At 67.9% G+C, this 15016-nt stretch carries 16 protein-coding genes; 6 read left to right on the top strand and 10 right to left on the bottom strand.

Annotated features, from left to right (window positions below; all coding sequences use genetic code 11):
• Both clpS and murA read left to right on the top strand, forming a co-directional pair.
• The coding region (clpS, locus tag RMP08_RS10500; RefSeq protein WP_310468946.1) for an ATP-dependent Clp protease adapter ClpS at nucleotides 1-238 on the top strand (238 nt) is incomplete at its 5' end.
• Between the two features lie 161 nt (nucleotides 239-399).
• Nucleotides 400-1683, top strand: coding sequence for a UDP-N-acetylglucosamine 1-carboxyvinyltransferase (murA, locus tag RMP08_RS10495; RefSeq protein WP_310468945.1), 1284 nt, complete (start codon nucleotides 400-402; stop codon nucleotides 1681-1683).
• On the opposite strand, the gene RMP08_RS10490 is transcribed toward murA, so the two are convergent.
• Genes RMP08_RS10490 through RMP08_RS10480 form a run of 3 tightly spaced genes read right to left on the bottom strand, consistent with a single transcriptional unit; the run spans nucleotide 1680 to nucleotide 7260 of the window.
• On the bottom strand, nucleotides 1680-2939 hold the full coding sequence (locus RMP08_RS10490) for a DUF445 domain-containing protein (protein WP_310468944.1): 1260 nt from the start codon (nucleotides 2937-2939) through the stop codon (nucleotides 1680-1682). The two genes, murA and RMP08_RS10490, sit on opposite strands and share 4 nt — an antisense overlap.
• A 30-nt stretch (nucleotides 2940-2969) precedes the next feature.
• Nucleotides 2970-6062 carry an efflux RND transporter permease subunit gene (locus RMP08_RS10485; protein WP_310468943.1) on the bottom strand — a complete coding sequence of 1031 codons (3093 nt, stop codon included), beginning with the start codon at nucleotides 6060-6062 and terminating at the stop codon, nucleotides 2970-2972.
• A 22-nt stretch (nucleotides 6063-6084) separates the two neighbouring features.
• Nucleotides 6085-7260: an efflux RND transporter periplasmic adaptor subunit gene (locus RMP08_RS10480; RefSeq protein ID WP_310468942.1), complete on the bottom strand. Its 1176-nt coding sequence runs from the start codon at nucleotides 7258-7260 to the stop codon at nucleotides 6085-6087.
• A gap of 214 nt (nucleotides 7261-7474) precedes the next feature.
• Between RMP08_RS10480 and RMP08_RS10475 the strand changes: the two genes are divergently transcribed.
• Nucleotides 7475-7732: a GlsB/YeaQ/YmgE family stress response membrane protein gene (locus RMP08_RS10475; RefSeq protein WP_310468950.1), complete on the top strand. Its 258-nt coding sequence runs from the start codon at nucleotides 7475-7477 to the stop codon at nucleotides 7730-7732.
• An 87-nt stretch (nucleotides 7733-7819) separates the two neighbouring features.
• Nucleotides 7820-8542, top strand: coding sequence for an SIMPL domain-containing protein (locus RMP08_RS10470; RefSeq protein WP_310468941.1), 723 nt, complete (start codon nucleotides 7820-7822; stop codon nucleotides 8540-8542).
• 95 nt (nucleotides 8543-8637) lie between these two features.
• On the opposite strand, the gene RMP08_RS10465 is transcribed toward RMP08_RS10470, so the two are convergent.
• The 3 genes from RMP08_RS10465 to RMP08_RS10455 form a co-directional block, all read right to left on the bottom strand.
• Nucleotides 8638-8898, bottom strand: coding sequence for a GlsB/YeaQ/YmgE family stress response membrane protein (locus tag RMP08_RS10465; RefSeq protein WP_310468949.1), 261 nt, complete (start codon nucleotides 8896-8898; stop codon nucleotides 8638-8640).
• Nucleotides 8899-9071: 173 nt separating this feature from the next.
• Entirely contained in the window at nucleotides 9072-9371 is a 300-nt protein-coding gene (locus tag RMP08_RS10460; protein WP_310468940.1) for a DUF1153 domain-containing protein, read from the bottom strand.
• Between the two features lie 93 nt (nucleotides 9372-9464).
• Entirely contained in the window at nucleotides 9465-9695 is a 231-nt protein-coding gene (locus tag RMP08_RS10455; RefSeq protein ID WP_310468939.1) for a hypothetical protein, read from the bottom strand.
• Between the two features lie 71 nt (nucleotides 9696-9766).
• Here RMP08_RS10455 and mnmA point away from each other — a divergent pair, with 71 nt between their 5' ends.
• Both mnmA and RMP08_RS10445 read left to right on the top strand, forming a co-directional pair.
• Nucleotides 9767-10882, top strand: coding sequence for a tRNA 2-thiouridine(34) synthase MnmA (gene mnmA, locus RMP08_RS10450; protein ID WP_310468938.1), 1116 nt, complete (start codon nucleotides 9767-9769; stop codon nucleotides 10880-10882).
• A gap of 47 nt (nucleotides 10883-10929) precedes the next feature.
• A complete protein-coding gene (locus RMP08_RS10445) occupies nucleotides 10930-11418 on the top strand; it encodes an FKBP-type peptidyl-prolyl cis-trans isomerase (RefSeq protein ID WP_310468937.1) in 489 nt (162 codons plus the stop codon).
• Here RMP08_RS10445 and RMP08_RS10440 read toward each other — a convergent pair.
• Genes RMP08_RS10440 through pdxH form a run of 4 tightly spaced genes read right to left on the bottom strand, consistent with a single transcriptional unit; the run spans nucleotide 11390 to nucleotide 14983 of the window.
• On the bottom strand, nucleotides 11390-12685 hold the full coding sequence (locus tag RMP08_RS10440) for an APC family permease (RefSeq protein ID WP_310468936.1): 1296 nt from the start codon (nucleotides 12683-12685) through the stop codon (nucleotides 11390-11392). The two genes, RMP08_RS10445 and RMP08_RS10440, sit on opposite strands and share 29 nt — an antisense overlap.
• Nucleotides 12682-13461: a PhzF family phenazine biosynthesis protein gene (locus RMP08_RS10435; protein WP_310468935.1), complete on the bottom strand. Its 780-nt coding sequence runs from the start codon at nucleotides 13459-13461 to the stop codon at nucleotides 12682-12684. The genes RMP08_RS10440 and RMP08_RS10435 overlap by 4 nt, the downstream gene beginning before the upstream one ends.
• Nucleotides 13458-14408 carry a cation diffusion facilitator family transporter gene (locus tag RMP08_RS10430; RefSeq protein ID WP_310468933.1) on the bottom strand — a complete coding sequence of 317 codons (951 nt, stop codon included), beginning with the start codon at nucleotides 14406-14408 and terminating at the stop codon, nucleotides 13458-13460. The genes RMP08_RS10435 and RMP08_RS10430 overlap by 4 nt, the downstream gene beginning before the upstream one ends.
• Nucleotides 14405-14983, bottom strand: a complete 579-nt coding sequence (pdxH, locus tag RMP08_RS10425; protein WP_310468932.1) for a pyridoxamine 5'-phosphate oxidase — start codon at nucleotides 14981-14983, stop codon at nucleotides 14405-14407. Before pdxH ends, RMP08_RS10430 begins: the two co-directional genes overlap by 4 nt.
• Between the last annotated feature and the right edge of the window lie 33 nt (nucleotides 14984-15016).

Below are 15016 nucleotides of genomic sequence, written 5' to 3'. Positions count from 1 at the left end.
TAAAGTCCTGCTGCTTAACGACGATTACACCCCGATGGAATTTGTCGTCCATGTGCTGAAAGCGTTTTTTCAGATGGACACCGATCAGGCGACCCGAGTGATGTTGCACGTCCACCAAAAGGGTGTCGGCGTTTGCGGCATTTTCACGTACGAGGTTGCCGAAACCAAGGTCACTCAGGTGATCGACTTCGCCCGCGAGAACCAGCATCCGCTGCAGGCGACGCTGGAAAAGGCCTAGTCTTAATTCCTCCCCGGAACGGGGAGGGGGACCAGCGTAGCTGGTGGAGGGGTTGCGCGGAGGCTTGAGCAGCCCCTCCGTCAGCCTGAGGCTGCCACCTCCCCGTGCCGGGGAGGAACACCGCTTCTTGTAACGCACCCGTCACGCGCTAAAGCGCGGCGATGGACAGCATCTGGATCCAGGGCGGCAAGCGCCTCGAGGGCAAGATCCCGATCTCGGGTGCCAAGAACGCCGCGCTGACTTTGCTGCCGTGCGCGCTGCTGACCGCCGACAAGCTCACTCTGTCCAACCTGCCGCGCCTGGCCGATGTCGACAGCTTCGGACACCTTCTCAACGGGCTCGGCGTCTCAACCAGCGTCGCGGGGGTCAAAAAGGGCGAATTCGGGCGCCGGATGACGCTCCAGGCGAGCGAAATCGCCTCGACCGTCGCGCCCTACGACATGGTCCGCAAGATGCGCGCCTCGATCCTCGTGCTCGGCCCGATGCTCGCGCGGGCGGGCGAATCGACGGTTTCGCTGCCCGGCGGCTGCGCCATCGGCGACCGACCGATCGATCTCCACCTGCGCGCGCTGGAAGCGATCGGCGCCGACATCGAGCTCGCCGCGGGCTATGTCAAAGCCACCGCGCCCAACGGCCGGCTGCCGGGCGGCGATTACACCTTTCCAGTGGTCTCGGTCGGCGCCACCGAGAACGCGCTGATGGCGGCGGTGCTGGCCACCGGCCGCAGCCAATTGTTCAACGCCGCGCGTGAGCCCGAGATCGCCGATCTGTGCAACCTGCTGGTGGCGATGGGCGGCAAGATCGACGGAATCGGCTCGTCGCACCTGATCATCGACGGCGTCGAGGGCCTCCACGGCGCCGATTATGCGGTGATGCCCGACCGCATCGAGGCTGGCAGCTATGCCTGCGCGGCGGGGATCACCGGCGGCTCGATCGAGCTGGTCGGCGCGCGCGCGGAAGACATGCTGGCGATCACCAACGCGCTCGCCCAGGCCGGTTTGATCGTCGAGTTCTGCGATGCCGGGATCAAGGTCAGCGCCGACGGCAAGTTGAGGCCGCTGGCGCTGTCGACCGCGCCGTTCCCGGGCTTCCCGACCGACATGCAGGCGCAATTCATGGCGATGCTGGCGATGGCCGACGGCGAGAGCTTTCTCGAGGAGACGATCTTCGAGAACCGCTACATGCACGTTCCCGAATTGCGCCGCATGGGCGCCAACATCGAGGTCCGCGGGCGCTCCGCGCTGGTCCACGGCGTCGAGGGAATGACCGGCGCGCAGGTCATGGCGACCGACCTGAGGGCGTCGATGAGCCTGGTCCTCGCCGGGCTGTGCGCGGAGGGCGAAACCGAAGTGCTCCGCGTCTACCACCTCGACCGCGGCTACGAGCGGCTGGAGGAGAAACTGTCCGCCGTCGGCGCAACCATCGAGCGACGCTCGACCGGCTAGATCGCGTCGAGTGCGTGAAGCACGACTCCTACCAGCCCGCCGACCAAAGTACCGTTGATGCGGATGTACTGGAGGTCGCGGCCAACCGCGCTTTCGAGCCGCGCGGTGATGGTGCGGGCGTCCCACCCGCGCACCGTCTCGCTGACCAATTTGACGATCGAGCCGCCGTAACTGGCCGCCATGCCGGCCACCGCTCGCCGCGCGAACTGGTTGATCGCGCCTCGGATGCGCGGGTCGCTCTCGAGCGTGGTGCCGGCCGAGCGCAGCACTTCGCCCAATTTGCCGGCCATCGCCGCGTCGGGGTTGCGGGCAGCGCGGATGATCGCCTCGCGCCCTTTCTGCCACAAGGTGTCGAGCCATAGCCCGACCGATCTGTTGGCTAGCAGCTCATCCTTCATCGCCTCGACCCGCGCCCGTGTCTCGGGCTTGGTCTGGAGGTCGTTGGCGAGTTGGGCGAGCGCCTGTTCCATCTTCTGGCGGACCGGATGGGCCGGATCGGTGCCCATCTCGACGGTCAGCTTGCGCAGGCCTTCGACGATCGCGTCGCTCAGTTTCGTGTCGAGGCCGGCCAGCTTGAGAACCCAGTTCGCGCGTTTTTTGACCATGTCGCGGATCAGGCTCTCGTTGGCGTCCAAGGCGCGCGCCATCCAGCGGATCGCCGCCTCGAGCATCGGCACGTGGCGCTCGTCGTTAATCGCCGAGGCCAGCGCGTGGCCGAGCAGAGGCGACACTTCCATCGACTTCAGGCGGCCGGAAATTGCGCCCTTGACGATCCCGCCGAGCCGTTCGTCGTCGAGCCCCTCGAAGATGTCGGCGATCAGCCGCGACGCGCCGTGGCGGATGCGCGTGCCTTCGCCCTCGGGCGCGCGGAGGAAGCGCCCGGCGGCAGCGGCGAGGTCGATGTGGCGCATGCGCCGCGCGACCACCGAGGCGATGAGGAAATTCTCCTTGAGGAATGAGGCCAGCGCCTCGCCGATGCGGTCCTTGTTGCGCGGGATGATCGCGGTGTGCGGGATCGGCAGGCCGAGCGGGTGGCGGAACAAGGCGGTCACCGCGAACCAGTCGGCCAGCCCGCCGACCATCGCCGCCTCCGCGAACGCCTTGACCCAGCCGAGCCACGGATAGGCCGGTTCGAACGCGCGGGTGGTTAGGAACAGCGCGGCCATCGCCACCAGCAGGCCGGTGGCGGCGGCCTTCATCCCCGCCGCGCCGGGCTGGACCGGATTGAAGCGGGACACGACGGGGGCGGCGCTCATCGCCTCACTCTAGCTAGCCGGCCTGCGATGTCACTCCGCCGGGAGCGGCTCGGTCATCGGCTGGTGCGGCTCGCCATTGTCGATCAATTTGCCGAACTTGCGCCCGACCCAGGTCTCGATGTCGACCGCGATGCTGAAGCTGGCGGGGACGATCAGCAGCGTCAGCACGGTGGAGAAGATCAGCCCGCCGATCACGGTCACCCCCATCGGCCCGCGGAACGAGCTGTCCCCGGTCAGCGACAGAGCGACCGGCAGCATGCCGGCGACCATCGCCACCGTGGTCATCACGATCGGCTGGGCGCGCTTGTGCCCGGCCTCGGTGATCGCGGTGTCCTTGTCGACCCCGCGGTCCATCTCCTCGATCGCGAAGTCGACCAGCAGGATGCTGTTCTTGGCGACGATCCCGAGCAGCATCAGCAGCCCGATGAACACCGGCAGCGAAATCGGGTTGCCGGTGACGAACAAGGCAAACGCCGCGCCGAGCGGGGCGAGCAACAGCGAGCCCAGGTTCACAAACGGGACCAGCACGCGCTTGTACAGCAGCACCAGCACCGCGAACACCATCAGCACTCCGGCGATCACCGCGATCACGAAGTTGATCATCAACTCGGTCTGCCACTTGGTGTCGCCGAGCTGGAGCTCGTTGACGCCCTGCGGCAGGTTCTTCATCGTCGGCAGCTCGCGGATCTTCTTCCATGCGTCGCCCGACACCAGCCCCGGCGCGAGGTCGGCGCCGACCGCGATGCGGCGCACCTGGTTGGTGCGCTGGACGGTGGTCGGCCCGGCCCCGAAGCTGATCTCGGCCACTGATTTGAGCGGCACCGAGCCGCCGGTCTGGGTCGGCACCGGCAGATTCTCGAGCGTTGCAAGGTCGCGCCGCGACGATTCGGCGATCGCCACGCGAATCGGCACCTGGCGGTCGGACAGCGAGAACTTCGCGCTGTTCTGGTCGATGTCGCCGAGCGTCGCGAGGCGGATCGTCTGCCCCAGCGCCATGGTCGTCACGCCGAGGTCGGCGGCGAGGTCGAGCCGCGGGCGGATGACGATCTCGGGCCGCACCAGATCGCCCTGCACGCGCGCCGCGCGCAACTCGGGCAGGCCCTGCATCTCGGTCGCGATCTTGTTGGCGGTGGCGAACAGCAATTTGGGATCGTCGCCGCCGAGATGGAGCGTGATGTCGCGCCCGCCGCCGCCGCCGCTCTCGGGCCCGCCGCCCGACTGCGACTGGAAATTGACCCGCGCGTCGGCGATCTGCGCCAGCTTGGGCGCCAGGCTGCGCTCGATCTCGACCGAGGTCCGCTCGCGCTTGTCGGTCCACGTGATGTTGAGGTTGGCGCTGCCGACATTGACCCGCTCGACCACCTGGACGACCTCGGGCGCGGTCTCGACGATCCGCCGCGCTTCGGTCGCGACCGCCTCGGCCTGGGCGCGGGTCGAGCCCGGCGGCAGGAACATCCGCACCTGGCTAAAGTCGCGGTTCTGCGGCGGGAAGAAGGTGAACGACAATTGGCTGAACAGCAGCACCGTCAGGACCAGCGAGGCGATGCCCCCCGCGACCGACGACCAGCGGTTGCGCAACGTCCATTGCAGCGCCTTCAGATACCAGCGCATCGCCGCGCTTTCGCCATGCGGCGCGGGGCCGTGGCCCTTCAGCAGATAGGCCGCCATCAACGGCGTGATCAGTCGCGCGACGAACAGGCTGATCAGCACCGCGACCACCACGGTGAACCCGAAATTCTTGAAGAACTGGCCGGAAATGCCCGGCATCAGCCCGACCGGCAGGAACACCGCGACGATCGCCATGGTCGTTGCCAGCACGGCGAGACCGATCTCGTCGGCGGCGTCGATCGACGCCTGATAGGCGGATTTGCCCATCCGCATGTGGCGGACGATATTCTCGATCTCGACGATCGCGTCATCGACCAGCACCCCCGCCACCAGGCTCAGCGCGAGCAGGCTGAGGAAGTTCAAGGTGAACCCCATCAGGTCGAGGAACCAGAAGGTGGGGATCGCCGACAATGGGATGGCGACCGCGGAGATCAGCGTCGCGCGCAGGTCGCGGAGGAACAGGAACACCACGATGACCGCGAGGATGGCGCCTTCCCACAGCATCTCGATCGACGATTCATACTGCAGGATGGTGGCGTCGACCTCGGTATAGATGCGGTTGAACTTGACCCGCCCGTTCATGTTCTTTTCGATCTCGCGGAGGGTCTTCTCGGCCTCCTCGTAGGTCGTCACGTCCGAAGCGCCCTTGGCGCGGTAGACGCCGAAGCTCAGGATCTGGCGTCCGTTCAATTTGCTGATCGAACGCTGCTCGCTGTTGCTGTCGATGACGTCGGCGATGTCGCTGAGCTTGGCCACGCGCCCGCCCGGCAAAGCGATCTGGGTCGCGCCGAGCTCGGCCGCGGTGCCGGCGTTGCCGAGCACGCGCACCGATTGCTCCGAGCCGGCGATCTCGGCCCGGCCGCCGGCCGAATCGAGGTTGATCTGGCGCAGCTGCTGGTTGACCTGGGCGGCGGTGATCCCCTGTGCCTGGATCGCCGCCGGGTCGAGCACCACGCGGATCTCGCGGTTGACCCCGCCGTAGCGCTCGACGCTGGCCATGCCGGGGATGGCGAGCAGCCGCTTCGACACATTATTGTCGACGTACCAGCTCAATTGCTCGAGCGTCATGTCGGTCGTCTCGACCGCGAAAATGGCCAGCTGGCTGCCGTTTTCGGCGCGCACCACCTGCGGCTCGAGAATGCCTTCGGGCAGGTCGCCGCGGATTTGCGAGATGGCGTCGCGGACGTCGTTGGTGGCGCGATCGACCGGGGTGCCGATGGCGAACTGGACGAAAGTGTTGCTGACGCCTTCGCGCACCGAGCTGTTGATCTCCTCCACCCCGTTGACGCCGCGGATGGCGGCCTCGACGCGCTGGGTGACCTGGGTCTCGAGCTCGGTCGGCGCCGCACCCGGCTGGGCGATGGTCACCTCGACGAACGGGAATTCGACGTCCGGCGAATCGTTGACGTCCATCCGCATGAACGACACCAGCCCGGCGACCAGTAGCGCGACGAACAGCACGATCGGCGGCACCGGGTTGCGGATCGCCCACGACGAGATGTTGCGGAAGTTCATTGGCTAACGCTTCCCATAAGGCTCATCGCGCGGCCTGGCGCTTGGGCGCGACCTTCTGGCCGGGGTTGAGGAACGGCCCGGCCGACAGCACCACGCGCTCCTGCCCGCTCAGCCCTTCGATCACCGACACGCCGGAATCGTCGACCGAGCCGATCCGCACGTCGCGCCGCTCGACCTGGTTGCGGCCGTTGATGATGTAGACGTAATTGCCGCGCTGGTCGCTGAGCACCGCGCTCTGCGGCAGCAGCGGCGCGTTGGTGCCGCCGGCGCCGATCCGCGCCTCGGCGAACCCGCCGGGGCGGATCGCGGCGTCATAGGGGATGGCGATGCGCACTTCGCCCTGGCGCGACTGCGGGTCGATCACCGGCGAGACCTGCCACACCGAGCCGGCGATGGTGCGCTCGGTGCCGACCGGGGTGACGCTGGCCGGCATGCCGGTGCGAATCCGGGTGAGGTCCTCCTGCGCCATCTGCGCGCGCATCTCCATCGCGCCGCCGGCGGCGAGCCGGAACAAAGCGCCGGAGCCGCCGCCGACAACCTGCCCAACCTCGACATTGCGGGCGAGGATCAGCCCGCCTTCCGGGGCGCGGATGTCGAGCCGGCCGACGCGGGCGCGGCTGGCGGCGTAATTGGCCTGGGCGACGCGGACCCGCGCCGAGGCGGCGTCGCGCGCTGCACGACGGCGGTCGACATCGGCCTTGGACACGAACCCGCGCGCGACCAATGCCTGGGCGCGGTCGAGCTCATTCTGGGCCAGCACGGCGTCGGCGCGCGCGACCTGGATCTGGGCCGACAATTGGGCCGATTCCTGGCTTTGCACCGAGCGGTCGATGCTCGCCAGCACCTGGCCGCGGCCAACCCATGCGCCGGCATCGACCAAGACGCGGGTGACCATCCCGCCTTCACCGGCGACCCCGACCGGCTGGTCGCGGCGCGCGGCGAGCGCGCCGCTGGCCGTCAGCGTTCGCGCCACTTCGCTGCGCCCGGGAACGACCACGGTGACAGTCGGGACCTGCCCGCCGCCCGGTCCGCCTCGCGCCGGTGCGGCCTCGTCGCCACCGCCGGTGAACATCATCACCGCAATGGCAATCGCGGCCAGCGCCACCACCGCCGCGGCGATGATTGCCCAGCGTTTGCGCCGGGAGCGGTCGACCACCACCAGGGTGTCGGACGAGTGGAGGGTCGTTTCCCGGTTCATGTGCAACTTCCTGTCGCCTTTCGACGCGAATCCATCGGCGGCATCGCCGCAACTGTATTAGCCAAATAACTCACCCGCCGCAACACAGGCTTGCGCATTTCTCATTTCCAGTCATTTTCGACCAACAGCGGCACTTGCGCCGCGAAACGGCGTTGGCGCCGACGTGAAGCGCCGGTCGCCGCGGCCGCGCCAGGGAAACATGGGGACGGGCTACATGGAAAACTATGGCATTCTCGGCTGGGTCGTAATCGGGTTGCTCGCCGGCGGGCTGGCAAAGTTGCTGATGCCCGGCAAAGACCCGGGCGGTTGCATCGTCACCATCCTGCTTGGCATCGCGGGGGCGCTGCTCGCCGGCTGGCTGGGCCATGCGATCGGCTGGTACGACACCGGCGAAGGGGCCGGCTTCATCGCTGCGGTGATCGGGGCCTTCATCATCCTGTTCATCTATCGCCTGGTGCTGCGCCGCCGCTAGCCCGCGCGGACTTGCCGTTCATCGAGCAGCCATTGGCGGCGGACGACAGTCGCCGCCAATGGTGATTTTCGGCAAGGGATGAACGTTATGAACAAGCTAATACTTGCACTGGCGCTGAGCACGGCATCGCTCGCGAGCGGTGCCGCGGCGCAGACCCCGGTCGCTTCGGTGCAGACGATTTCGGGCACGCGGCTCGATATCAGCGCGATCGGCGAGGTCAGCCGGGTACCCGACATCGCGATCATCTCGGCCGGGGTGGTGACCCGTTCGACCAGCGCGACCGGCGCGATCCAGCAGAACGCCGACCGCATGGAGCGGGTACGCGCGGCCTTGAAGCGCGCGGGCATCGAAGACCGCGACATCCAGACCAGCTCGATCAGCCTCAACCCCGAATACCGCTATGCCGAGAACCAGCCGCCGGCGCTGGTCGGCTATACCGCGTCGAATTCGGTCAACGTGCGCTTTCGCGACATCCGCAACTCGGGGCGCATCCTCGACGCTTTGGTCGCCGAGGGCGCGAACCAGATCAACGGGCCGACCCTGACCATCGACAAGCCCGAGGCCGCGCTCGACGAGGCGCGGACCAAGGCGCTGGCGGTCGGGCGCGCCCGCGCCGACCTCTATGCCCGTTCGCTCGGGATGCGCGTGGTGCGGTTGCTGTCGGTCAGCGAGAACGCCTCGTACGGCGGTCCCCAGCCGGTCATCATGATGGCCCAGGCGCGTGCCGAGCGCGGCTCCGCCGACAGCAAGATCGATCCCGGCGAGCAGCAGTTGCAGGTCACGCTGTCAATGAGCTTCGAGCTGCAATAAGCGGCCGCCGACCGGGCGCCTTAAAAACACAAAAAAAGCCCGCGCGGGGCGAACCCTCGCGCGGCCTTCCTTCTGCCAGTCGCGTCGCGTGGGTTCTAGCGAACCGACCCGCGGCGGACGAGATTGACGATAGCGAGCAGGATGATTGCGCCGAGCAGCGACCACAGAATGTTGGTCAGGTCGAGCGGATCCGAATTGTTGATGTTGCCGCCGCCGAGCACGAGGCCGGCGATGACCGCGCCGACGATGCCGACAACGATGTTCAAGATAATGCCCTGTTGCGCGTCGGTGCGCATGATGATGCTGGCAAGCCAGCCCACAATGCCGCCGACGATCAGCCAAACGATGAAGCCCATGAGCGTTCCCTCCTGTTCGTGGCCACCAGTAGCGACGCGGCGGCCTTCCGGCATCAAGACGCGTGATGCGCGCCTGTTGTTCCGGATTTGGAAGAATCTGTCTAGCCCGTGGGGCCGATCGGCGAGGACTTATCCCCGGAAATCAGCGGATCGGTTAATCAATGTAACGAATTCTAGTAGCGTTGCTGGCGCTCGTAGACGTCGCGGTAGTGCTTGATGCGCGTGACGCGCAGGCCGGGCATGCCGCTGCGGTCGACCGCGCGCTGCCAGCTGGTGAATTCCTCGACGCTGAGCGTGTAGCGGGCGCACGCCTCGTCCACCGTCAGCAACCCGCCGGCGACCGCCGCGACCACTTCCGCCTTGCGCCGCACGACCCAGCGCGTGGTGTCCGCGGGCGGCAGCGAGTCAAGCGTCAGCGGTTCCCCGAGCGGGCCGATGACTTGCGCAGGCCGAATTTTTTGATTCTCGAGCATTCCCGTCCAACTCACCTGTGTTCTTGTGCTGTGGCAGTCCGTTTACGCGCTGGGCGTTGAAGATATTCTGAAGCGCGCTGGTTAATTAGATGCTTATTCCCCGCTCTCTCCCCCCGCCTGCGGCCCGTGCGGCTCTTCCGCGAATGCGCCGCCGAGCGAGAGTTTCGCGTCGCGCCAGTCCGCGCTTCCGGAGAGGTAGCGGGCGATCGCCTGGGTGCGGTCGCGGCGGCCGGCGCGCGCCTGTGAACGAAGCGCGGCAAGCAACTCGGCAGCATCGATCGGGGCATCTTCGGCGGCACTGATTTTCCCATCGAAACGCGACAATCCTCGGCCCCCGCCCGTTAACCCTTCCGCCCAACTAGCCCTGAGGAGTGAAATTCGGGTAAAGACCCGCGATGTCCGTCGACTTCGCCCTCACCCCCGCGCCAGATGGTGCTCGCATTGTGGTTGCCATGTCCGGCGGCGTCGACAGCTCGGTGGTCGCCGCGCTCGCGCAGCGCAGCGGCGCCGAGGTGATCGGGGTTACGCTCCAGCTGTATGATCATGGCGCGGCGGTGAAGCGCACCGGCTCGTGCTGCGCGGGGCAGGACATCTACGACGCCAAGGCCGTCGCAGACCGCCTCGGCATCGCGCATTACGTGCTCGATTACGAAAGCCGCTTCCGCACCGGCGTAATCGACAAATTCGCCGACGAATATGCCGCGGGGCGGACCCCGGTGCCGTGCTCGCTGTGCAACCAGGGGGTCAAGTTCGTCGATCTGATCGCCTTCGCGCGCGAGCTTGGCGCCGACTGCCTGGCGACCGGGCACTACGTCCGCCGCGTGATCGGCGACGGCGGCCGCGCCGAGCTCCACAAGGGCGCCGACCCCGCCCGCGACCAGAGCTATTTCCTGTACGGCACCACGCGCGATCAGCTCGACTTCCTGCGCTTCCCGCTGGGCGACCTGCCGAAGAGCGATGTGCGCAAGCTGGCCGAGGCGGAGGGACTTGCGGTCGCCGCCAAGCCCGACAGTCAGGACATCTGCTTCGTTCCCGACGGCGACTATGCGTCGCTGGTCAAGAAATTGCGCCCGGAGACCGCGGCGCCGGGGGACATCGTCGACCTCGCTGGCCGCGTCATCGGGGCGCACCAGGGCGTGGTCCATTTCACCGTCGGCCAGCGCCGCGGGATCGAGATCGGCGGTAGCCCGGATCCGCTCTACGTGGTGCGCATCGAGCCCGAGGCGCGGCAGCTTGTGGTCGGCCCGCGCCGCGCACTGGCCGTCGATGCGGTCAGCGTCGCCGACTGGAACTGGATTGGCGAGACTCAGCGCGAGGTCAGCGTCAAGGTGCGCTCGCTCGCCGCCCCGGTACCGGCGGCGGTGGACAGCCACCGTATCCTTTTCGAGCGCGCCGAATATGGCGTCGCGCCGGGCCAGGCGGCGGTCGTCTATGACGGGACGCGGCTGCTCGGCGGCGGCTCGATCGCCGCGACCGAAGCGGCGGTGCTGGAGGAAGCGGCGGCCGCCTGAGCAACGCCGCCGGTTCCCATTTTCCGCCGCCGCGCTAAGCAGGCGCCATGAAAACAGTTTTCTTCACCGCGCTCGCCCTGCTGCTCGCCGCCTGCGCGACCGTCCCGCCGCCGCCGCCGGCTCCGCCCGAAACCGTCGCCGGACCCGACTTCCTCACCCGCAACGCCGCGGCCAAAGGGGTGGTGACGACCGCCAGCGGGCTGCAATATTTTGTGGTGAAATCGGGACCGCCGACCGGCGTGCCGCCCACCGCCAACGATGTTGTCAATTTCGATTACGAGGGCCGGCTGACCACCGGCGAGAAATTCGATTCGAGCTTCGACCGCGGCACCCCGCTTTCGGGGCCTGCCAACGGCTTCGTGCCCGGCTTCACCGAAGCGCTGACCTTAATGCGCCCGGGCGACGAGTGGGTGGTGTGGATCCCGCCCGCGCTCGGCTACGGCGCCGAAGCTAGTGGCCCGATCCCGGCCAACAGCGTGCTGCGCTTCCGCCTCGCGCTGCACAGCGTCACGCCGACGGCTGCGAGGACGCCTTAGGCCTGCGCACCGCCAGCGCGTACAGGACAACCCCCACGGCGGCGAGCACGCCGAGTGTCCGCCATGACACCCATTCGGCCTGCGCCGCCGCCCACACGCACACCCCAATGCCGGCCACGCCGAGCGCGTAATAGAGCGGCGACGGCCTCGGTCCCGGCACGCGCGACAAGGCGGCGATCGTCACGCCATAGACGAACAACCGCGCCAGTGCGCTGATCACCGCCAGCCACACATAGCTGCCGATCAGGGCAAGGCCAGCGGCGACGATGGCGAGGAAGGCGATCGAATTGGCCGGCGTTTCGAACCGCGGGTGGACCCGCGCGAACCATCCCGGCAGATCGCCGCGCGCGGCCAGCGCGAAGGTGATGCGCGAGGTCGATGTCATGATCGAGTGGAGATTGCCGCCGAGCGAGGCGATCGCCGCCAATGTCAGCACCACCGCTCCAGTCGATCCCGCGAGCCAGCGCCCGAGGTCGATCAGCGGCGCCTTGTCGTCGCTCCCGCCCCCCGGCAGCGCGGTGATGAAAGCAAGCTGGACGAGGAAATAGAGCACAGTGGTGATTGCCAAAGTGCCGAAAATGGCGCGCGGCAAAGCGATCTCTGGGCGCTTGGTCTCGCCCGCCGGGACCACCGCGCTCTCGAAGCCGACAAAGGCGTAGAACACCAAAAGCACGCCTGCCTCGACTTCGCTCAACGCCGGCAGCGGACCCGGCGCGGGCGGCGGAAAGGCGATGACCAACGCGGAGATGGCGGCGACAAGCAGCGGCAGCGCTTTCAACAGGGTCAGCCCGCCGAGCAAAGCCAGCGCGCGCTTGACCCCGGCGATGTTGGCCGCCGCCAGCGCCGCGCACACCGCGACTAGGATGATAGCGCGGGCGACGCCCTGGTCGGCCCCGGTCCACCACCGCGCGAGGTAGGCGGTCAGCACGTTGGCGTTGGCGGCGAACGCCACGACGCGGGCGACGTAATAGATCCAGCCCAACTCGAACCCGATAAAGCGGCCGAACACCGCGCCGTAGACCGCCGGCCCGCCGCTTTCGGTGAACGCCGCAGCGCTGCGCGTGAACGGGATCACGATCAGCATCGCGCCCAGCGCGACGAGCGGGAACAGCCATGGCGAAAAGCTGCCGAAATCGGCGGCGAGCGTGGCGGGCAGCGCGAAGATCGAACCGCCGAGGACGCCGTTGAACGCCAGCAGGGTCGACCCGCCGAGCCCGATCCGGCGTTCGAGGCGCGGGGCGGCGGGGGCGTCTGCGGGCGCGGTCAAAGCTGGAAGTGTCCCTCGATCACCGTCACACAATGGCCGCCGAGGACGACACGGTCGCCGTCCAGCCGGCAGTGCAGCAGCCCGGTGCGCGGACTGGCCTGCAGCGCGGTGAAGCGCTCGCGCCCAAGCTTTTTCGCCCACAGCGGCACCAGCGCCGCGTGCGCCGCGCCGGTCACCGGATCCTCGGGAATGCCGTAACTGGCGGCGAACACCCGGCTGGCGACATCGTGCTCGTCGCCCGGCGCGGTGACGCTGACGAGGTGGTCGATGGCGGCGAGCCGGGCAAAGTCGGGGCGCACGGCGCGCACCGCCGCCTCGTCGGGAAGCACAACGATGGCGCTGTCGTTGCCGTGCCCAACGTAGGTTTCGCCGCTGACCCCAAGCGCCTCGAGCAACCCCGGCACTTCGTCCGGCTCGGTGGCAAAGGCGGGGACGTCGAGCTCGAGCAAGTCGCCGGCGCGGGTCACGGTTAGGATGCCCGACAGGCAGGAGAAACGCACCGCATTGGCGCCGTGGATCAGGATGTGTCCCGAGGCGAGCGAGGCGTGGCCGCACAGGACAACCTCGACCGTCGGGGTGAACCAGCGCAGATCATAGTCCGCATCGGGCTTGTCCGACGGAACCGTGAACGCGGTCTCGCTGAGATTATTCTCCGCCGCGATCTTCTGCAGCGTGGCATCGTCGAGCCAGCGGTCGAGCGGCATCACCGCCGCCGGGTTGCCGGTGAACGGGCCGGTGGCAAACGCATCGACCTGGAAGAAGGGAATCGTTTTCATGTCGCGTTTTCCGTCAGTTCGGAGGGCAGCATGGTCTCGCGGTCGGTGTGGCCCTCGGGGTCGAGATGGATGAGAATTTCGGTACCAGGAAAGCGGTCTTGCAGCGCCTCCTCGACACGGTCCATCCGCTCATGCGCCTCCGCGACCGTCCACTTGCCCGGCACCCACACGTGGAACTGGGCGAAATGGTGGGTGCCGCTGGTGCGGGTACGAAGGTCGTGGAGGCCGGCCAGCTCGGGGTAATCGGCGGCGGCGGCGAGGAAACGCTGGCGCTCCTCCTCGGGCCATTCGCGGTCCATCAATTGGTCGATCGCGCGGCTCGAGGATTTCCATGCCCCCCATGCCAGCCACGCCGCGATGAGCAGGCCGAACGTGGCGTCGGCCCCGGTCAGGCCGATAAACTGCTCGAGCACCAGCGCCGCGATCACCGAGGCGTTGAGCAATAGGTCGGACGCATAATGTAGCCGGTCGGTGGCGATGGCGATCGAGTTAGTGCGCTTGACCACCGAGCGCTGGTAGAAAATCAGCAGCAAAGTGACGGCGATCGCGGCGAGCGACACGCCGATGCCGAGCTCGGCCTGCTCGGTCCGCGCGCCCTCCATCATCCGCTGCACCGAGCGAAATCCGATGCCGATTGCGGAGATGGTGATCAGCACGACCTGGACCAGAGCGACCAGTGCCTCCGCCTTGCCGTGGCCGAAGCGGTGGTCGCGGTCGGCCGGCTGCGCCGCGATGCGCACCCCGGCCAGCGTGAACAGGCTGGCGACGAGGTCGAGCGCGGTGTCGGCAAGGCTGCCGAGCATCGCCATCGAATGGGTTTGCGCCGACGCCCACAGCTTGAGCCCGAGCAGGAACAGCGCGACGGCGACGCTGGCCAGCGCAGCACGGGTCGACAGCGACGATCGCTCGGCGTGGCTGTGGCCGTGATGGGTGTGCAGCCCGCTCACGGGTAGAGCAAACCTTCGCGCCAGCCGTCGCCACCCCTCGTGAACAGCCGCCGCTCGTGCAGGCGGTGCGGGCGGTCGCTCCAGAACTCCATCGTGCGCGGGATCACGCGGTAACCGGTCCACCGCGGCGGGCGCGGCACAATCCCGGCGGCGAAGCGCTCCGCCACTTCGGCCAGCCGCGCCTCGAACATCGCCCGGCTGTCGAGCGGCCGCGACTGGTCGGACGCCCATGCCCCCAATTGCGACTCCCGCCCGCGGCCGGCGAAGTAGGAGTCGGCCTCGGCATCGGGCACGGTGTCGACCGGCCCCTCGATGCGGACTTGGCGGCGCAGGGATTTCCAGTGAAACAGCAACGCCGCCTGGCGGTTGGCCGCCAACTCGACGCCCTTGCGGCTGTCGAGGTTGGTGAAAAAGGTGAAGCCGCCCGGGCCGTGGCCTTTGAGCAGCACCATGCGCAGCGACGGCTGGCCGGTTTCGTTGGCGGTCGCCAGCGCCATAGCCTCGGGATCGTTGGGCTCGCTCGCCTGCGCCTGCGCAAACCACTCGTCGAACAGCGCGAAAGGATCGTCGGCCATGCCAGTGCTTTGCCGCGCAGTGGCGCGCCTGTC

It is taken from the genome of Sphingomonas sp. (genome assembly GCF_031426035.1).
GTDB lineage: Bacteria > Pseudomonadota > Alphaproteobacteria > Sphingomonadales > Sphingomonadaceae > Sphingomicrobium.
Note: the sequence above shows the minus strand (reverse complement) of the source record. Positions and strands in the feature narration are given on the sequence as shown.